Here is an 18,277-nt window from a genome sequence, read left to right on the forward strand (position 1 = left end):
TCACTCGGACCTGATGGCCAGCACGGCGTCGGCGGCCGCTCGGAGGGTGGCGATGGGGTCGTCGCCGAGGGGGTAGACGCCAACCTGGTCCGCGCCGGCATCGAGGTGCGCGGTCAGGCCGCGCGCGAGCCCGGCCGGGTCGCCGTGGGCGACCAGTGCGTCGATGAGGCGGTCGCTACCGGTGCCGGAGAGGTCCTCGTCGGTGAAGCCCAGCCGCCGGAGGTTGCTCGCGTAGTTGGTGACCTGCAGCGCGTTCCCTGGCGGTGCGGCCCGGGAGACGGCGCGGGCCCGCTCGACGTCGGGCTCCGGCAGCGCGAAGTGGCCGGGGAGTACCAGCTTGCCCGCCCCGAGGACCTCCCTCGCCCGCCGGGTGTGCTCGGGCGTGACCAGGCAGGGGATGGTGCCCGCCGTGCGGTCGCGGGCCAACCGCAGCATTCTCGGACCGAGGGCGGCCAGCACCGTCCGCTCGGCCGGGACGCCGGCCAGCGCCAGTTGGTCCAGGTAGGACACCAGGGTGTCGTACGGCGACGCCCACTCGGTGTGGACCTCGCGGTGCCCGATCCCGACGCCGAGCAGGAACCGGCTGGGGTGGCGGGCGGCGATTCGGTGGTAGGAGGCGGCGACGGTCTCGGCGTCGGCGGTCCACACGTTGACCACGCTCGTGCCGACCACCAGCCGGGTGGTGGCGTCGAGCAGTTTCTCCGCGAAGGCGAGGTCGGCCGGTGGCGATGCGTCCAGCCACAGCGTGCCGTAGCCGGCCCGCTCCACCTCCACCGCGCTTTCCGGGCTCACCTCGTGCTCGCGTAGGTGGGCGCCGAGCAGTCCCAGGTCGATATCCATGATCCGATCCCAGCACCACGCCGCATCGGAAACCAGAACCAGTTCCGCCGCGCTCGATAACCTGGGGGCATCGTCGCAGAACAGGGGGCCGTTCGGTGGAACTGCGCGCACTGCGTTACTTCGTTGCGGTCGCCGACGAACTGCACTTCGGGCGGGCCGCCGAGCGGCTGCACATCGCCCAGCCCGCGGTCAGCAGGCGGATCGCTCAACTGGAACGGGAGCTGGGAGTCCGGCTGCTGGACCGTTCACCGCGCCGGGTTCGGCTCACTGCCGCGGGGCACCGGGTGCTCGCCGCGGCGCGTGATGCGCTCGCGGCCGCGGATCGGGTCCAGGCCGCCGCCGGTGCGCCGGCGGGCACCATGCGCATCGGTACCGCCGCCGGGTTCACCGCTCGCCTGGAGCGCGGGATCGACGCGCTGCGTGAGCACCCCTCGGCGCTCGGCGTCGACGTCGTGCTGGTCGACCTTCCGCTGGAGGCTCGGCTGGACGACGTGCGACGGGGGGAGATCGATCTGGCACTGGCTCGGGGGGTGCGTTCGGCACCCGGGCTGAGGGTGCTGCCGACGTGGACGGAGCAGCTGTTCGCGATCGTGTCCGTGCAGCACCTCGCCGCCGGTCGCTCGACAGTCGACCTGGCCGATCTCGCCGTCGGCGAACTGCGGATCCCGTCGCGGGACCACGCCCTGTTCCTGCCGGAGGCTTTGACAGCCGCGATACGGAAGGCCGGGGCCGGAGCCCGGGTCGGCCGCCTTGCCGGGACCGTCCAGGACACGATCGTCGAGGTCGGTTTCAATCCGCGTAGCTGGACCGTGCTGCCAGGCGACCAGGTCGCGGAGATCCGCTCCACCCGGGTGCGGGCGATCCCGTTCGCACCGCAGACCACGATCACCGGCAGCGTCGTGGTGCCGGTCGACCTCCCGCACACCTGCGCCGCTGCCCACCAGGCGGCCTTCGGAGACTGACCTGTCCACAGCAAGATGCGAACCCGGCCGCGAGGTCGAGTTCCGGGCGGCCGACTTCCACCAGGTGGTCGACGGGCGCATCGTGCGGACCTGGCACCTGGAGGACTACTTCGCGATCGCCACCCAGGTGGGTCTGGAGTTCACCCGTGGCGCTTGACGGAAAGACGGCGCTAGTGACCGGGGCGGCTCGGGGGCATCGGGTACGCGTACTGCCGACGGCTCGCCGCGGACGGCGCGAACGTGGTCGCCGTTGACAAGTGGGTCAGCGCGCTGTGGCGCAGCTGATGGAGCGTTGAGGGCTGACGGCCGTGCCCGGCCCGATGGCCGGGCACGGCCGTCAGGTCACTCGACCACGATCCGATAAGTGGCCTTGGCCGGCCCGGCCGTGACCTCTCCTGACCACAGCGCGAGGTAGCTGTACCTGCCGGCGATGGCGGGCGTGTCGGTGAACGTGTACGTGCCGTCGGCGTTCACGGTCACCGGCGGGAGCTTGACGCTTCCGGTGCTGACGTTGTCGACCTGCACGCTGCGCTGCACGGTGAGCGTGGCCCCCGGCGAGGGCGGCTCGCCGCCCGTCGTCAGCACGCCGGTCAGCTCCATGGGCGTGCCGACGACGCCTGACTGCGGCCCGGTCATGGTGAGGGCGGATCTGTGCCTGACCGTCACGGTGACGGAGGCGCTGCTCCGGCGGTAGTGGTCGTCGCCGTCCCAGAACACCAGATAGGTCACCTCACCGGCGTCCGGCGGTGTGTCCTCGAAAGTGAACGTGCCGTTCTTCTGCGTCGTCACGCCGGCGATCGGCTCTTTCGTCCCGTGGACCAGGCGCCGGGTCACCGCGAGCGGCTTGAGCCCGAGCGTCTTGCCGTCGGTGCGGGTGAGCCGCCCCTCGACGGTGACCGGCGAGCCGACATACGGGCGCGCCGGGGCCGTCACCGTCAGATTGGATGCCGGCAGCGCGACGCCCGTCACCCGCCACAGCAGCAGCCGGTTCGCGGAGCTCCGCAGTAGCACGAAGACGTCCGGGCCGGAGAACGCGACGCCGTCCGGGAGCAGTTCGGCGTCCGGCTGGTCGGCCGTGAACATCGCCGCGCCGGTCGCGGTGTCGTAGAGCGTGAGGTCGGTGCTGCCCCACTGGCGTCCCGCGGCGACGTAGGCGCCGCCCGAGCCGAGCGCCACGGCCGACGGATACCCGTCCCAGCCGTCGCCGTAGGTGCCGGTCGCCGCCAGGGTCCTGGTGTCGTACCTGGTGAAGTGACCGGGGGTGTCGGCCGCGGCGAACAGGTTGGTGCCGTCGGAGGTCAGGGCGAGGTCGCGCAGGTAGTCCATGCGCCACTCCTCACCGTCGATCGTGCCGCGCGGCTCCGGGGTGCCGCCGCCGATGTCGTAGACCAGCATGTCGGCGTGGTGCAGGCTGGTCCTTCCGACCACGAGCGTGTCGCCGGCGGCCGCGAGCACGGGAGCGCGCAGATGCTCGCCCCCGACCGCCACCGGCGCCGGTGTGGCCGCGCTCAGATCCAGGCCGACGACGCCGCCAGGGCCGTTGTCGCACCCGTGCCCCACCCACAGCCGCTCGCCCAGCAATGCCAGGGTGGACGGGCACGGGTGGGCAGACAGGTCGATCCGCCGGGTGACGGCGAGGCTCGCGGTGTCGATCTCGGCCACCTCGTTCGAGCCGGTGAGCGTCGCGTACAGGCGGGTGTCGTCCGCGTTCATGGCCAGCTCGCGGACGCCCGACAGGCCGGTGACGACGCCACCGGTGAGGTTTCCGCCGACGTCGGCCACGATGATCCGGTCGTCGGCGGCGACGAACACCCGGCCGCCGCCGACGGCCAGGTCGGCGGTGTAGGAGTCGAAGGTCACCCCGAGGTCGGTCGTGGTGTCGGCCGCAGAGGCGGCGGGGGCCGCGACGGTGAGCAGGCCGATGATCAGGCCGGCGGCGCCGCAGTGCGCGGCTAATCGGCGAACCAGTGGGTGGCGCACGAGGACCTCCTGCACAAATGTGAACAGATGTTCTAATAACGTCTTATGGGTGCTCCCACGTCAAGATCAGCCGATCGCACGACACCGAACCGTGATCAAGGGCGCCCACCCCGGGTTGAGAGCGACCGGCGTCAACTTCGCCAGCGGCACCCGGCTGCGGGTCTGGACCTCGGGGCTGAACCTCCTGACCGCGCTCTGTGCATATCGCCGGCGCAAGGGGTGATCATGGTTGTCTCCTTTCTCCGGAGCCACCGGCAGTCCGGACGTTGGCCGGGACTGCTACGCGGAGCGCGGCTGGTCGTCCGGACGGTGGTTGAGAGGTGCTCTGCTGAACGTCACGCCGCCCAGATCCACCACCAGTCCGGAGGAGTGCTTCCCAGGCGTCTTTGATCTGCTGATGCAGCGGCCCGACGGAGAGGTAGTCGAGCTCGCCGGCGCAACCGGTATCCGGCCGATGATCTGCTGGCGCTGCCAACGGGGCGGCACAGTCACGGGCCGGCGCGCCTGGCGGTGGCCGAGGCGGTGCGCGGTTCGTTCGACGCCGCGCACGCCGCGACAACCGACCGGTGCGGGAATCCTCGTCCAGCACACGCCCCACGAGACATCCGGCTCTCCCGCCAGCGGGCAGCCTCCCGCCGCCCGCAGATCCACGACTCCGGTGCCCATACTGACGGTGCTTGATCGTAAGAGGCGAGGATCGGCGAGAGATTCGCTGTCAGTCGAGTGAAGACTCTCGTTTACGGGGCCTCGCTGCCGGTTTCGGCGGGCACACCGGCCCGGCACAGTGGGCAGATCCGGCGCGGTGAGGCCGGCTTGGGCACGATGCTGGAGTGCACTATGCCGGAGCTGGTGCAGCGGCCGGGCCCGCGGCCGACAACGAACGTACCTCCCATGCGGTACCAGGCCCGCTCGGGAGGATTGAAGAGCTGGTGGCGAGGGGCCTATCCACCGAGGCCGGAGCGCTGCTCGGGCGGCACGTACTCGAAGGTGGGGCCGGCCACGGTGCTGTTCCCGTCGGGCAGCTCCATCAGGGCGGCCGCCCGGGCCTTGATCGCGTACATGGTGCCGGTGGCGACGCCGAGCATCGTCGGGTCGCCGTTGAAGGCCTGTTCGAGCTGGTTCAGGAGCGTGCAGTAGGCGGCATTGAACTGCTCCTGCGCCGCCCGGATCGGATCGCCTTGGGCGTGGTCGGACAGGCGCGGGTCGGGCCGCATCGAGCGGGCGGCGGCCAGGTTCACCGTGACCGGCTCGCCGGTGGGGCCCGACTGCGGGGTGTCGCCCCGCTGGTAGCGCCGGCCGACCTTGAGCTCCTGGAACCGGTAGTAGTGGGCGACCTCATCCCGATCGGGGTGGAAGATGTCCTGGTCGCCGTCCCAGACCTCGCCGCGGGCGGTGCCCTCGCCCTGCTCGACGATCTCCTCCAGCGCTCCGAGCGCCGACTCCAGGTCCTTGACCGCGAACAGGTTCCCGGCCGTGTGCCGGAAATGCGCGCCGCTCAGCTGGCGGGCAGGGTCACCGCGGAAGACCGCCTGCTCACCGAGCCGTTCGCACAGGTCACGCAGGCCCTGCTCGATCGCGTCGTAGAACTGGCCGATCGTCTCGTAGCCGTCGCCCTCCGGCGGCGCCCCGGGCGGCGCGGGCCGCTCGATCCGCAGGAACATCTCCAGCGCTTCGGGGCCGAACGGCAGCAGCGACAACTCGATGTCGCTGTGGGGCAACGGCCGGGGGTGCGGCGGCACCATCCCCGGCATGTCGAGTCGCGGGCGGCCGCCGACCGCGTTGAGCAGGTTCGCGGCCAGCGCCAGGTGCAGCATCTCCTCGACGAAGACGCCACCCAGCACCTCCACGGCGTCCGGGTTGCGCTCCGGGTCCAGCGAGTACAGGGCGCACAGGTACGGCGGCAGCGTCGCGTGCTCCAACTCGATCGCCCACTGCAGGTGCTCACGAAGGCTGTCGAGCGTGTCGATCCGCGCCGGCCCACGGGCGGCGACGCCTTGCCGGTTCTCCGTGTAGGTCATGGGTGTTATGCCTCACACAGGTAGACGGTGGCCGGTCGGTCCGGCCGTGCATCAGCTGAGACAGGACAGCACCCGGATCTGTGACAAGGCGCGCTCGGCGGGGGTGGGGAGACGGCGGGCGGCTTGGTCGCGGGCGCGGTGCGCTGGTCGGCGGCAGGGCTTGCCGCAGTAGACCGGCATCCGGGCCTCGCGGCGAGGCCCGGATCGGGCCTGCGCATACCGGGCAGGCGCTGGGCAGGGGAGCTTCGGGCATTGGCGAGACCCTCGCCGCCGCGCTGTTGCGCTCAGTCGGCCCTTGACATGAAAGCTGGGCTTCGGCCTCCTACTCGTCACTGCTCGGTGGGTGGGGATGTTCTTGGAGGATCCCCTGGACGTGCCGACGGTGGTCATCGACTTCGTGGCCGGGCAACTGGGCGTCGAGGATCCGTCGTGCGTGCGGTCATCCTGGTCTACTGCTCGGGCTGGTAGACCAGGATGACCAGACCGGAGCTGAACGTCTTGTTCTCCAGCAGCTTCAGCTTCGCCTTCGACTCACGCCTGAACAGCGGCTCACCCTCACCGATGATGAGGGGGTGCACCCACAGGTGGTACTCGTCGAGCAGCCCGGCCTGCGACATCGCGTCGGTCAGTTGCCCGTTGCCGTAGATGATGATGTCGCGGCCCGGCTGCTGCTTGAGCTTGGTGACCTCCTCGACGAGGTTCTCGCTCCTGATGATGGTGGAGGTGCCCCAGATGTCGGCCTTCTCCAGGGTGTCGCTGACCACGTAATGGTGCATGCCATTGATCCGGTCGGAGAACTCGTCGCTGGGCCTGGTCGGCCAGACCGACGCGAACCCCTCGTAGGTGACCCGCCCCGCCAGCAGGGCATCCGACCTGCGCATCAGGTCCAGGGCGTACTGGGTGGCATCGTCCGTCCGGTAGTCGAACGACCAGTTCTGCGGCTCGTCGATGTAGCCGTCGAGCGTGGTGTAGGTCGAAGCGATGACTTTCCTCATTGTTCTCTCCATTGGTGATCGTTTCTGGCGTCCCGCAGCGTACGGGCCCACCATGACAGCTGGTCAAGCGTGATTCCGGCCGCCGCATGGCAGCTCGCGCCCCGTTTGGGCCAGGAGCCGTCGGCGTCGAAGAGGTCCCAGTAGCAGGGCAGGCTGACCGACTCGGTGACGGCCACCGCCCCCAGTACGGCGAAGATCTCACGGAGCTGGGCGACCGCGTGCAGGCCGCCCGACTCTCTGCCGTACGACACGAAGGCGACCGGTTTGGCCTGCCACTCCGCGTAGTACCAGTCGATGGCGGTCTTGAGCGGTGCGGGGAAGCTGTGGTTGTACTCGGGGGTCACCACCACGAAGCCGTCCGCCGCGGCCAGTCGCGGAGCCAGCGTCCGCACCTCGGCAGGCAGCTCCTCGTCCTCGTCGGTGAGGACCTCGGGCAGCCGTGCCTCGGCCAGGTCGACGACGTCGACCTCCAGCTCCCTTCGCCTGCGGGCCTGGGCGGCGAACCACTCGGCCACCGTCGGGCCGAACCTGCCGCTTCTGGTGCTACCGATGATCACCGCCACCCGCAGCCGTTCGTCGCTTGCCATGTGACTACTGTGCTGGGCGGCCCTTACCGTTTCCTTCCACCGCGCTTACCGCTCCGGCATAGGGTGACGGTCATGCGGTTTGGGGTGCTTGGCCCGCTGATGGTGTGGGACGCGGACGGCGCGCCCGTCACGATCCGTGGGCTGAAGGTCCGCGCGCTCCTGGCCGACCTGCTCCTGCACGAGGGCCGCCCGGTGTCGGCCGACCGGCTGGTCGACGACCTGTGGGGAGACGACGCCCCTGCCAATCCATCGGCCACGCTGCAGGTCAGGGTCTCGCAGCTGCGCAAGGCGCTGGGCGATCGGAACCTGGTGGCGCACCGGCCTGCGGGCTACCTGCTGCAGGTGGAGGCGGACGCCGTGGACGCGCGCCGGTTCACCGAGCTCACCAAGCAGGCCCAAGCGGCGAAAGACCCGGGAACGCGGGCCGCGCTGCTGGCCGACGCGCTGGCCCTGTGGCGGGGCCCGGCGTTCGCCGATTTCGCCGACGAGGAGTTCGCCAGGGCGGCGATCGCCCGGCTGGAGGAGCAGCGCCTGACCGCCGTGGAAGCGCACGCCGAGGCCCGGCTGCGGCTGGGAGAACACGCCTTGCTCGCCGGGGAGCTGGCCGACCTGGTGGCGCGGCATCCGCTGCGTGAGCGGCTGCGTGCCGTACACCTGAAGGCCCTGTATCGGGCCGGACGGCAGAGCGAGGCGCTGGACAGCTACGCCGACCTGCGCGAACGGCTCGGCGAGGAGCTCGGCCTGGAACCCAGCCCCGAGCTGGCCGAGTTACAGCGGGCCATCCTCGCCCAGGACCCTGACCTCGCTCCAGTGGTACGGCATGCCACCAACCTGCCCACTCCGCTCACCGAGCTGATCGGACGGGACGAGTCCTTGGCCGCGGTATCCGCACAGCTCGGGGCGAGTCGGCTGGTGACGCTCTGCGGGTCCGGCGGGGTGGGCAAGACTCGGCTGGCCGTGGAGACGGCGGGCCGGCTGGTCTCCGCCTACGCCGACGGTGTCTGGCTGGTCGAGTTGGCCTCCATGCCCCGGTCCGGTGAGGTGGCCGAGCTCGTGATGGCGGTCATGGAGATCCGCGACCCGGGCGGCGAGCCGCTCTCGGCACGCGACCGGCTGGCGCGTGCGCTGCGCAACCGGCGGGTGCTGCTGGTGCTGGACAACTGCGAGCACGTCGTGGAACAGGTGGCGGACCTGGCGGAGACGTTGCTGCGGGCCGCGCCGGAACTCCGAATCCTGGCGACGAGCAGGGAGCCGCTGGCGCTGGCCGGCGAGGTGGTGTGGGACGTGCCGCCGTTGGAGCAGGACAGCGCGGTCCGGTTGTTCGCGGCCAGGGCGGCGGCCGCGCACAGCGATTTCCGGCTCGACGACTCGACCATCTCCGCCGTCTCGTTGCTGTGCAGGCGGCTGGACGGGATCCCGCTGGCGCTGGAGCTGGCCGCCACCAGGGTGCGGGCGCTGGGCGTGGACGGCCTGGTGGACCGGCTGGATGACCGCTTCAGGCTGCTGGCGACCGGGCATCGGGGTGCGCCTCCCCGCCAGAAGACGCTGACCGCCATGATCGACTGGAGCTGGGAGCTGCTGACCGAGCAGGAGCGGCTCGTGCTGCGCCGCCTGGCCGTACATGCCGACGGGTGCATCTTGGAGGCGGCCGAGGCCGTGTGCCCCGGCGACGGCGTGGCCGCCGATGACGTCCTCGACCTGCTCGCCCGCCTCGTCGACAGGTCGCTGGTGGCCAGGGCGGGAAACCGCTTCCGCCTGCTGGAGTCCGTCGCCGCCTATTGCGTGGAACGCATGCGAGAGGCGGGCGACCTGAATGAGGTACGGCACCGCCACCATGCCTATTACACCGATCTCGCTGAACGAGCCGCCCCCCACCTCTACGGCCCCGACCAGCGCCAGTGGCTCGGCCGGCTCGACGCGGAGGCCGCCAACCTCCGCGCCGTCGTGGACGGCGCTCACCCGGAGCTGACCCTCCGTCTCGCCAATGCCCTCACCTGGTACTGGTACCTCCGCGGCCGCCTGACCGAAGCCGGTCGTTCACTCGAAACCGCCCTCACCGCAGCGGGTGGCGGGGTGCGGTCTGTGGCGATGGCGTGGCTTTTGGGCATCTCCGTTCTGAAGGGCGGGAGTCCCGAGTGGATGGTACGCCGGGATCAGGCAGCGGAGGTGTTCGCCGGAGAGCTGGGTGAGCGGGCCAGGGCCGCGTGGTTCCTGGCCTTCGCGCTGGTGAACCTGGGTGAGATGGAAGCCGGTGAAGACCTGCTCGACAGGGCTCTGGAGGCCCTGCGCGCCGCAGGCGACCGGTGGGGCGAGGCGGCGGCGCTGAGCACTCGCGCCCAGTTCGCGCACGTACGCGGCAACCTGCCCGTACTCGAGCAGGCGGCGACCAGAAGCGGGGAGCTGTTCGCCGAACTCGGCGACCGATGGGGTCAACTGCAGGCATCGGCCTGGCTGGGCGGCCTGGCAGAACTGACCGGCGACAACGACCGCGCCGCCAGGCTGCACGAGGAAAGTGTGCGCATGGCGGAGGCGCTGGGCCTGTGGCCGGAGGTCAGCGGTCAGCTCGCCTGGCTCGGCTGGACCCACGTGCAACTGGGCGACTACGCGAAGGCCTGGAAGCTGTGCGAGCGCGCCCTCCGCCTCGCCACGGAACAGGACTACGCGGGCGGCGAGATCCTCGCCGAGATCGGCCTCGGCTCCGCCGCCCGCAGGCAGGGCGAGTTCGATCTCGCCGAGAAACACCTCGGCAACCTGGTACGCCGGGCGAAGTCAGGAGGCGGCGCCGAGCCCCTGTACCTCTCGATGGTCCTGGTCGAACTGGGCTTCACCGCCGAGGAACGCGGCGACGCCGAGGCCGCCCGCGCCCTGCACCTGGAGGCGTACAGTGCGGCACGCAAGCTCGACGCCCCGCACAGCGCGGTCGCCGCCGCGGAGGGCCTGGCCGGGGCCGTGGCCCTCGCGGGCGCCCACGCCCACGCCGCCCGGCTCCTCGGTGCGGCGGCTGCGTCCCGCGAGGCCACCGCCCTCCCGCAGTCCCCGGCGGAACGTGCCGACGTCGACAGAATCGCCGCAATCTGTCGCCGGATCCTGGGCGAAGAGGTCTTCACCACTGAATACACCGCCGGCCGCCACCAGACCCTGGACGAGACGATCACATAAGCACGTCGTGGTCCTTGTACGGAAGATCCTGGCCCGTCGACCGTCGCCCACAGTGAGACGGTCCTGCGCAGCTTCTGCCAGCCTTTGGTACGCGGCCAGCCGGGCCACGATGTCGTCCAGCGCTCTTTGGTCTCGCCGAGCGTGATCATGGTTCCGCCCACCCGTGTGGCGCGCATGTGCCGGTCGTCGATGACAACCCCACGCGTTCTCACCGACCCGCCACAGGGCTTCGGCACGAGCTGGGGCGATCGATGCGGTGCCTAAGGCGGCGTGACGGAGATCCGTGGGAAGGGATTTCCGCAGGTAACTAACGTGCCCGACAACCCCGGCTAACTGGCTCGGCGAGGTTGAAGGACTCCAGGTCAGCCTGGCTGGCGCCGAGGAGAAGCCCTGCCGGCTCGATCGGGGCCACGGGCAGCATACGGCCCGTGGACCTCGGCATCCCCACCACGCGCGGTGATCGATGAACCCCAGGAAGGTGGGCTGCCGCATCGCCCTTAACCAAGATCGAGAACACGTTCAAGAAGCGTGCGTCAAACACCCTTCAGAACACGATCAAGTGTCGCCCGGCCCGCAGGTCCCCAGTGCGGCTTGCCGCCGGGAAGGCCCCGATCTCCGTTCTGCCCCATGAGCATCAGGAAGAGGCTCTTCATAGCGGCCAGCCCGCGGGCGCGCCGGATCGCCGCCTCGTCTGCATGCGCGTACATGTCGAAGAACCGTGAGGCCGTGCCCGCGGGTAGCAGCACCCATGCGGCGGCGAGGTCCCACGCTGGATCGCCGGCGAACATGTCACCGAAGTCGATGATGCCCGAGAGCGTTCCGTCCGAGACGACGACGTTCGCGGGATGGAGGTCGCCGTGCACCCACACCGGCGGGCCCTCCCACGCGGGGGCCGCGACGGCATCGGCCCAGACGTCCCGGACGTCGGCAGCGATGTCGTCGGGGGCAACGGCCTGGAAGAAGTTCTCGAAGCCGACCGTGCAGTTCCTGGGATGGGCACCGCGGTCCGTAGCGATCGGCGCCTCGGCGGGTGCCTCCACATGGAGCGCCCGGAGGAAACCCGCCAGCGTGTCGGCCGCGTGGGCGCCGCGGCTGATCGAGCCGTGGTCCAGTGGCTCGCCGGGAACCCACGTCATCACGGTCCAGTGCTTGGGGAAGCGCTCGGACGGTTCGCCGAACCGCACCGGGGTCGGTACCGGGAGCGGCAGGCGCGGGGCCAGCACAGGTAGCCACCGCCGCTCCTTGAGTTGGAGCTCCGGGGTGGGGTCCATGCGCTGCATGCGCACGGCCAACTCGTCCCCGAGGCGCCACATTTGGTTGCCCCAACCGCCCACCACCTCGCGGATGGCCAGCCCTGCAAGGTCTGGATGTTGCTCCTGCAGCAAGTCGCGGACCAGGTCCGTGGTGATCTCTATCTCAGTGTCGGTCATGCGAAGTCACAGTACTGGGGCGGCAGGCGGAGCGGCTCTCGCTCTCCGGACCATCTCGCTGTCATTCTCTGGCATCACTAATGAGAGCTTCAGATCAGAGGCTTTGAGACGGAACGGCTCCATAGTTCGGAGAAGCCTATACAGGCCGTTAAGCACGCGGACTGGAGAACCAGATCGGAGTGTGCGGGGAAATCCGGCTAGCTGAATGCCCTCGAATTCGCAGCGGATAACTAGCATTATCCGCCGGCGAGAGGGGCGGTCATGGCGCGGCTGAAGCCGTGGAGGTCAGTAACGACTCTGGGCGGTGATCAGGTCGCTGCTGCCCGAGCGGAAGCGTCGATTCCGGCATCCAGGACGTAAGCGGCTGGCTTCGCAGGGAATCTTGTTCGTGCTGCACAGCGGCATTGCCTGAGAGCACCTGCCGCAGGAGCTGGGCTTCGGATCATCTCGCTGACCAGATGACGGGTGACCTGAAAGAAACGAGTAATGATCGAAACCTGTGGACCTGCCGGGAAGAGGTGTACCTTCCCGGATCATCCGATGATGGTTTCGAGATAAGGCCGACGCTGCAGCGTCGGTCGGGAAGGCACATCCGTGCCGCTTACCGTAGTCCCCGAGCCGCCCGCCGACGACAGCCCGATGCCCGCGTCGGCTTCGCTGATCGATCAGATCGGTAACGGCTACCACGCCTCGCGTGAGATTCTCACCGCGGCTGGTGCGGTCGAGGTCAAGGCCCCAAGAGTCAACGACAAGCGCATCGACGAGGAGAGTGGTGAGCACCGACGGTTCTCCTCGGCGATCCTGCCGGCGTGGGCTGGCAAGACACCGCAGATCACCGCGGTGCTGCCACTGCTCTACGTGCACAGGCTGTCCAGTGGGGACTTCGTCCCCGCGCTGGGCCAGTTCCTCGGCTCGACGACGGGCCTGTCGGCGGCGGTAATCACTCGGCTCACCGAGCAGTGGAAGGGGGAGCAGCGTGCTTTTGCCGCCCGTGACCTGTCCGGCGTCGACTACGTCCATCTGTGGGTGGACGGCATCCACGTCAACATCCGGCTGGAGGAGCACAAGCTGTGCCTGCTGGCGCAGGTCAAAGCGCAAAGGTGCTGGTTTCACCAAATCGCTAACGTCCTGGGGACGCTGCCGATGTCCGCTCACGCTGCGGCCAAGAAGCACCTGGCCGAGATCTGGAACGCCGAGAACAGGGAGCACGCCCAAGCCGCGGTCAATGACTTCCAGGCCGCCTACGCCTTCAAGCTGATCGAGGTCCGCCCAGGCCCGATGGCGTGCCGTGAATGCCCCTCACCTGGTCGCCCTCGTCCGTGCGGGCGCCTGCTTCGAACGCGGTGTTCTGCCGGAACGTCACGCGGGGAAAGACGCCGCATGACCAGCTCCGACCGCTACGACTACTGCGGGCTCTACCTACGCGGCGCAAGCCAAGAGGCTGCGATTGAGCTGACCGCCCGCGCCATCGGCGCGATACGTGATGGCCGCCTGCTGCGCGTCGGCACCATAGAGATCGAGATCCGGCGCAATGACAACTGCACGCACGATGGGGCCGACTTCCCCACCTGGCCGATCAAGATGGAGATCGAAAGAGGAAACGCTCCCAGCCACCAGGTCATCGAGACGGTGTCCAAGATCCTCACCCATGCCTGGCAGGCCGGTCATGACGCAGTCGCTGCCTGCGACTACGAAGACGAACTTCCCGACCACGGGGGATACCCCCGCTACCGAGACTGACCACCCACCCGATCCACAGGTATTGACAATCGCTCAAAGAAACGGCCGAGCCCGAGTGGGCGGCGCGACCGGGGACCGCAGGCCGAGCCACTGCTCGGCGTCCCAGGCCTGGAACCGCTCTACCTCGGTGAACCCCAGCTTTGCCGCGAGGCGCATCGAGCCGACGTTGGCGGTCTGGGTGGTGAGCACCACCGGCTCGCCGGGAAGGACGCCGTCGAACCAGCCGAGTGCCGCCGCGCACGCCTCGGCGGCGTACCCGAATCCCCACGCTCGCGGCAGGAACAGGTAACCGAGATCCGCCTTCCCCGCAGCAGCCGGTCGACGGTGCCCCGTTGCTCTCCTGAGCAGGATCTGGCCGATCATCGCCCCGTCGAGATCAACGACGAATCTCCCGGGCCACCGCTCGGGCACCCCGGGCATCTCGCGCTCAAGCGCGTCACGCGGGCGGGGGCCGCCGAGGTAGGTGTGCACCTCTGGCGACGCCAGCAGCTCGATGAACGCCGAACGGTCCCGTGCCTCGGACTCACGGAGCACGAGCCGCTCGGTCTTGATCGGGGCAGGTGGCCAGGTGACGGACCCTAGTTCAGTCATGGCGGGCAACTTATCGCGCGCCCGCAAACGCGCTTTCACAGATCGCCCATCGCGGTGTTGCGGCGGCGGCCGGCGGCGCGGCCGGTGTCCAAGCCCTCGTGGGTGCGCTCGCTGATGAGGTCGCGCTCCATCGCACAGTATTTTGTCGGCGATGGTCTGCCCGGTGGGTTGTGAGTGTCGGCGCAGATGCCGGTCAGGATGTGCAGGTTGATGCCGCGCGGCGCGAGCTCGTCGAGGAAGACCAGCAGCTCCTTCATGCTGCGGGCGACACGGTCGGGCTTGGTGATGACCGGCGTGTCGCCCGCCTTCATGCCCAAGGTGATGGTGACCTTGGGGCAGTCCTTGCGGCGGGTAGAGATGGTCTCCTCGACGATCTCGCGGCAGTCGGCGACTGTCCGAAGTGGTCTGCACGCCGTGTGCCGCGTGTGGACGGGTTGGTGGAGCTGGTCAGTTCACCAGCACGATCTTCCCGCGGGCGTGCCGGCTCTCGCTCAGCTCGTGCGCGGCGGCGGCCTCGGTGAGCGGGAACGCCGCCGCGACCGGCACCCGCAGCCGGCCCTGCTCGGCGAGCTCGACCGCGATGCCGAGTCCGTGCACCGCCAGCGGGTCGGCGGCTCCAACGGCCGTCGCCCTGTCGCCGGTCGGCGCGCCGTGCGACAGGTGCACGCCGAGGGCCGCCGCGGTGAGGTCGGCAGCGATCGTCACCACGCGTGCCGGATCCCCGGCGATGGCGATCAGGTCGGGCAGCGCACCTCCTGCGCAGTCGAACACCGCGTCCACCCCATCCGGTGCCAGCGCGCGGACCCGTTCGACCAGGCCCGCCCCGTACGTCGTCGGCTGCCCGCCGAGCGAGCGCAGGAAGTCGTGGTTGTGCTCCCCGGCCGTACCGATGACGGTGGCGCCACGGGCGATCGCGAGCTGCACCGCGACCGTGCCCACCCCGCCGGCCGCGCCCTGCACCAGCAGGGTGTGTCCGGCACCGACCGCGAGCCGGTCGAGCACCCGGGTGGCCGTCTCGACGCTGCCCGCGGCACCACCGGCCTCCTCCCAGCTCCACGCGGCCGGTTTCGGCGCCCAGTCGACCAGGACCGCGTGATCGGCGTTCGCGCCACGCGCGGTCGTCGCGGTCATGCCGAACACCTCGTCGCCGACCCCGACACCCGTGACGCCGTCGCCGACCTCGTCCACCACGCCTGCGGCGTCGAACCCGGTCCGGTACGGGAACGTCACCGGCACCACATCACGCATCTTCCCGGAGCGGATGTACGTCTCTCCCGCCGACAATCCGGACGCCCGTACGGCGATGCGGATCGTCCCCGGCCCGGCATGCGGCTCCTCGACCTCGGCGACATGCACCACGCCGGCCGGGCCGTACTCGGAAAACTGAACAGCTCTCATGCGCCGCAACGTAACGGAACACCCCGCCCGTTTGATTAAAGTGAGAGCGGTGACGGCCGAAGTGAGTCAGAAACTGCGCTCGGACGCCCGCGACAACCGCGCGCGCATCCTCGCGGTCGCCCGCGCGGCCTTCGCCGCCGAGGGCCTCGATGTGCCGATCAGGGAGATCGCCCGGCGGGCGCAGGTCGGCGCGGCCACCGTCTATCGGCACTTCCCTACCAAGGAAGCGCTGCTCAGCGAGGTCATCGCCGAGCCGATGGCCCTGTGCTCGGCGGTCGTCGAGGAGGGGCTGGCCGAGGCCGACCCGTGGCGCGGCTTCTGCTTGGTGATCGAGAGGCTGATGGAGGTGCACGCCCTCGACCGGGGTCTGTCCAGCGCCTTCACCTCACGACTGCCGTACTTCACCGCAGACCGCGACCGTACGATCCGGCTGCTGCTCCACCTCATCCGGCGTGCGAAGGAGACCGGAAGCCTGCGGGCGGACTTCGTCCTGGAGGACTTCATCTTGGCGATGATGGCGAACGAGGGCATCCGCGCCGAGTCACCCGAGCAGCGAGCGGCGGCGTCGCGCCGTTTCGCAGCCCTGATGATCCAGTCGTTCCGTGCCGACCCCGTCCCCGCACCGCTTCCACCGGCGGTCCGGCTGCTGCCGACCCTTCAGTAGCGCCTCGGCGGCGGCCTCCCGGTGTTCCTGCCGCTCCCGGCCTGCACGACCGCGCCGACATCGACTCGTCCACCAGGCACCGTTGCGCACAGGACTATGGGTACACCGGATGTTCACAGACCGCAGAGATCCCAGGACACCCGTGCGCACGGCCGTGGACGCGGGCTATCCCGACAACGCTGACCTGGTCATCGATGAGCAGGGCCGGCCCTTGCCGCCTGAGAGGCGCCGTTGCCGGGGTGGTCGTCAAGTCGTCAGACAGTGGTCAGCGGGGCTGGGTTGGCGCGCTTCTCGTCAGCGATCGTCATGGAGCGGGGATACCAGGCCGGCGTCGTAGGCGGCGATGACGAGCTGGACGCGGTCGCGGGCGCCGAGTTCGGTGAGCAGGCTGGCGATGTGGGCTTTGGCGGTGCCGGGGCTGATGTGCAGGTGGGAGGCGATCTCGGCGTTGGACAGGCCGCGCCCGGTCAGGGTCAGCACCTTGCGTTCTCGCACGGTGACGCCCGCCAAATCGCGGGACCGCGGGCGGGGTTCGGGACGGTCAAGGAGGGGTGACCAACCTCGTCCTCACCGTCAAGGGCAGGAAGTCGGGCCGGTGGCTGCGCACGGGGCTGTTCTTCGGCGAGGACGACGGCCGCTACGTCCTGATCGCGTCCGGCTCAGCCGTTTACTCACACGCACCCCGCGTGGTACCTCAACATAGTGGCCGACCCGGAGGTCGATGTGCAGATCCTCGGTGAGCGGTTCACCGCCCGCGCGCGTACCGCCGAAGGGCCGGAACGGGAGCGGCTCTGGCGCATGATGACCGAACTCGCGCCGGTCTACCGGACCTACGAGGCCAGGAGCCGCAGGCAGATCCCCGTGGTCGTCCTGGGGCACATCTGATCGAGCCGGGCCGACGGCACCCGCCCCCGCGCCGCCCGCCGGCTCGTCCGCAGCGGGAAGCAGGCACGATTGACCGCCGCGGCGGCAGGTTCGGGTGCAGGTGGGCCGGCGACCTGTAGACGGGTGCCGAGGTGATGTCCAAGAACCCGAAGGCGGCCTCGCCGTGCGGGAGGGCGCAGCAGATCACCTGTTCGTAGGCGAGGAGACGGGGCTCTGAGGGTGATGGACCGGAAACTACGCCAAGGCCTCCGGGTCAGCATGGGCCGAGGCCTCGCAGCACGGCGTCGATGCCGCCGAGCTCCAGGTCGCTCTTGGCCATCGCCCGGTCGATGGTGCCGGCCGCGAGTTCGTCGGCCAACGGCGTCCGATCAGGCAAGGTCGGGGGCGGCCGGATCGTCAAAGCCGGCGGACAGCAGGTCGAACGCCTGCCCGATCAGCTCGGAGTCCGGCGCGTCCCGGCCGGTGGCGCGCCACGCGTTGACCGCCGTCGGCACCGCGCACAGCACCACCGAAGCCACCAGATACGGCCGCGGATCAGCGGCCACGTCGACGCCCATCCGGACGCCGATCAGCCGCGCGACCTCGTCGAGCCGGGCAGCGGCCCGCTCGACGCACGCGGCCATCAGGGCCGGGCTGGCCGAGATCAGGTCCTGCATACGCAGGTAGCGGACCCGGTCCGAGTCGGTCGTCTCGCTCTCGTAGGCCCGTACGACCTCGACCGCGGCGCGCCGCATCGCGGTCAGCACCGGCAGGTCGGCCGGTTGTGCGGCGAATCCCTCCAGCATCGTCGTGATCTGCTCGTCCGCGAGTGAGAGCGCGACATCCTCCTTCGAGGTGAAGTACCGGAAGAAGGTCCGCGGCGAGACCTCGACCGCCTCGGCGATCTGGTCGACGGTGGTGGCGTCGAAGCCGTTGGCGCAGAACATCGAGTAGGCGGCGTCGGTCAGCGCCTCGCGTGTCCGTTGTTTCTTCCGCTCACGCAGGCCTGGCTTCTCCACGGCGCCAGCCTACGCCTTCTCGACACTGTG

The 18,277-nt window shown here is 69.9% G+C and carries 18 protein-coding genes and 2 pseudogenes; 9 read left to right on the forward strand and 11 right to left on the reverse strand.

Annotated features, from left to right (window positions below; translation table 11 throughout):
- Positions 1 to 840, reverse strand: a complete 840-nt coding sequence (locus ACIBQX_RS43305) for a TIGR03620 family F420-dependent LLM class oxidoreductase (protein ID WP_397015294.1) — start codon at positions 838 to 840, stop codon at positions 1 to 3.
- Between the two features lie 95 nt (positions 841 to 935).
- On the opposite strand from ACIBQX_RS43305, the gene ACIBQX_RS43310 reads away from it, so the two are divergent.
- On the forward strand, positions 936 to 1,802 hold the full coding sequence (locus tag ACIBQX_RS43310; protein ID WP_397015296.1) for a LysR family transcriptional regulator: 867 nt from the start codon (positions 936 to 938) through the stop codon (positions 1,800 to 1,802).
- Between the two features lie 342 nt (positions 1,803 to 2,144).
- Here the strand turns inward: ACIBQX_RS43310 and ACIBQX_RS43315 are convergent, their stop codons facing one another.
- Positions 2,145 to 3,782, reverse strand: a complete 1,638-nt coding sequence (locus ACIBQX_RS43315; RefSeq protein ID WP_397015298.1) for a hypothetical protein — start codon at positions 3,780 to 3,782, stop codon at positions 2,145 to 2,147.
- Positions 3,783 to 3,831: 49 nt separating this feature from the next.
- On the opposite strand from ACIBQX_RS43315, the gene ACIBQX_RS43320 reads away from it, so the two are divergent.
- Positions 3,832 to 4,005 carry a hypothetical protein gene (locus tag ACIBQX_RS43320; protein WP_397015300.1) on the forward strand — a complete coding sequence of 58 codons (174 nt, stop codon included), beginning with the start codon at positions 3,832 to 3,834 and terminating at the stop codon, positions 4,003 to 4,005.
- Between the two features lie 718 nt (positions 4,006 to 4,723).
- Here ACIBQX_RS43320 and ACIBQX_RS43325 read toward each other — a convergent pair.
- Complete coding sequence (locus ACIBQX_RS43325; protein WP_397015302.1) at positions 4,724 to 5,800, reverse strand: ferritin-like protein; 1,077 nt, start codon at positions 5,798 to 5,800, stop codon at positions 4,724 to 4,726.
- Positions 5,801 to 6,107: 307 nt separating this feature from the next.
- Between ACIBQX_RS43325 and ACIBQX_RS43330 the strand changes: the two genes are divergently transcribed.
- Entirely contained in the window at positions 6,108 to 6,278 is a 171-nt protein-coding gene (locus tag ACIBQX_RS43330) for a DUF4158 domain-containing protein (protein ID WP_397015525.1), read from the forward strand.
- On the opposite strand, the gene ACIBQX_RS43335 is transcribed toward ACIBQX_RS43330, so the two are convergent.
- Together ACIBQX_RS43335 and ACIBQX_RS43340 are read right to left on the reverse strand one after the other, a co-directional pair.
- A complete protein-coding gene (locus ACIBQX_RS43335; RefSeq protein WP_397015304.1) occupies positions 6,250 to 6,795 on the reverse strand; it encodes a dihydrofolate reductase family protein in 546 nt (181 codons plus the stop codon). The genes ACIBQX_RS43330 and ACIBQX_RS43335 overlap by 29 nt on opposite strands.
- On the reverse strand, positions 6,792 to 7,382 hold the full coding sequence (locus ACIBQX_RS43340) for an NADPH-dependent FMN reductase (RefSeq protein ID WP_397015306.1): 591 nt from the start codon (positions 7,380 to 7,382) through the stop codon (positions 6,792 to 6,794). The genes ACIBQX_RS43335 and ACIBQX_RS43340 overlap by 4 nt, the downstream gene beginning before the upstream one ends.
- A gap of 72 nt (positions 7,383 to 7,454) precedes the next feature.
- On the opposite strand from ACIBQX_RS43340, the gene ACIBQX_RS43345 reads away from it, so the two are divergent.
- On the forward strand, positions 7,455 to 10,541 hold the full coding sequence (locus ACIBQX_RS43345) for a BTAD domain-containing putative transcriptional regulator (RefSeq protein WP_397015308.1): 3,087 nt from the start codon (positions 7,455 to 7,457) through the stop codon (positions 10,539 to 10,541).
- Positions 10,542 to 11,074: 533 nt separating this feature from the next.
- Here ACIBQX_RS43345 and ACIBQX_RS43350 read toward each other — a convergent pair.
- Positions 11,075 to 11,971, reverse strand: coding sequence for an aminoglycoside phosphotransferase family protein (locus ACIBQX_RS43350; RefSeq protein WP_397015310.1), 897 nt, complete (start codon positions 11,969 to 11,971; stop codon positions 11,075 to 11,077).
- 669 nt (positions 11,972 to 12,640) lie between these two features.
- Here ACIBQX_RS43350 and ACIBQX_RS43355 point away from each other — a divergent pair.
- Together ACIBQX_RS43355 and ACIBQX_RS43360 are read left to right on the forward strand one after the other, a co-directional pair.
- Positions 12,641 to 13,355 (forward strand): annotated as a pseudogene (locus ACIBQX_RS43355) (transposase); the annotation flags it as partial.
- A complete protein-coding gene (locus ACIBQX_RS43360; protein ID WP_397015312.1) occupies positions 13,352 to 13,711 on the forward strand; it encodes a hypothetical protein in 360 nt (119 codons plus the stop codon). The pseudogene ACIBQX_RS43355 and the gene ACIBQX_RS43360, both read left to right, overlap by 4 nt.
- Before the next feature lie 33 nt (positions 13,712 to 13,744).
- On the opposite strand, the gene ACIBQX_RS43365 is transcribed toward ACIBQX_RS43360, so the two are convergent.
- The 3 genes and pseudogenes from ACIBQX_RS43365 to ACIBQX_RS43375 all read right to left on the reverse strand — a co-directional run bounded on the left by ACIBQX_RS43365 (position 13,745) and on the right by ACIBQX_RS43375 (position 15,700).
- Complete coding sequence (locus ACIBQX_RS43365; protein ID WP_397015314.1) at positions 13,745 to 14,302, reverse strand: GNAT family N-acetyltransferase; 558 nt, start codon at positions 14,300 to 14,302, stop codon at positions 13,745 to 13,747.
- Positions 14,303 to 14,337: 35 nt separating this feature from the next.
- Positions 14,338 to 14,691 (reverse strand): annotated as a pseudogene (locus ACIBQX_RS43370) (recombinase family protein); the annotation flags it as partial.
- Positions 14,692 to 14,749: 58 nt separating this feature from the next.
- Positions 14,750 to 15,700 (reverse strand): NADP-dependent oxidoreductase, encoded by a 951-nt coding sequence (locus ACIBQX_RS43375; protein WP_397015316.1) that lies wholly within the window; start codon positions 15,698 to 15,700, stop codon positions 14,750 to 14,752.
- A 49-nt stretch (positions 15,701 to 15,749) separates the two neighbouring features.
- Between ACIBQX_RS43375 and ACIBQX_RS43380 the strand changes: the two genes are divergently transcribed.
- Positions 15,750 to 16,364: a TetR/AcrR family transcriptional regulator gene (locus ACIBQX_RS43380; RefSeq protein WP_397015318.1), complete on the forward strand. Its 615-nt coding sequence runs from the start codon at positions 15,750 to 15,752 to the stop codon at positions 16,362 to 16,364.
- 294 nt (positions 16,365 to 16,658) lie between these two features.
- Here ACIBQX_RS43380 and ACIBQX_RS43385 read toward each other — a convergent pair whose 3' ends face one another.
- Complete coding sequence (locus tag ACIBQX_RS43385) at positions 16,659 to 16,859, reverse strand: response regulator transcription factor (protein WP_397015320.1); 201 nt, start codon at positions 16,857 to 16,859, stop codon at positions 16,659 to 16,661.
- 56 nt (positions 16,860 to 16,915) lie between these two features.
- On the opposite strand from ACIBQX_RS43385, the gene ACIBQX_RS43390 reads away from it, so the two are divergent.
- Complete coding sequence (locus ACIBQX_RS43390; RefSeq protein ID WP_397015322.1) at positions 16,916 to 17,104, forward strand: nitroreductase/quinone reductase family protein; 189 nt, start codon at positions 16,916 to 16,918, stop codon at positions 17,102 to 17,104.
- Complete coding sequence (locus ACIBQX_RS43395; RefSeq protein ID WP_397015324.1) at positions 17,067 to 17,249, forward strand: nitroreductase/quinone reductase family protein; 183 nt, start codon at positions 17,067 to 17,069, stop codon at positions 17,247 to 17,249. The genes ACIBQX_RS43390 and ACIBQX_RS43395 overlap by 38 nt, the downstream gene beginning before the upstream one ends.
- Positions 17,250 to 17,617: 368 nt before the next feature.
- Here ACIBQX_RS43395 and ACIBQX_RS43400 read toward each other — a convergent pair whose 3' ends face one another.
- A complete protein-coding gene (locus ACIBQX_RS43400; protein WP_397015326.1) occupies positions 17,618 to 18,247 on the reverse strand; it encodes a TetR family transcriptional regulator in 630 nt (209 codons plus the stop codon).
- Between the last annotated feature and the right edge of the window lie 30 nt (positions 18,248 to 18,277).

It is taken from the genome of Nonomuraea sp. NPDC049714, from assembly GCF_044465295.1.
In the GTDB taxonomy this organism is placed as follows: Bacteria; Actinomycetota; Actinomycetes; order Streptosporangiales; family Streptosporangiaceae; genus Nonomuraea.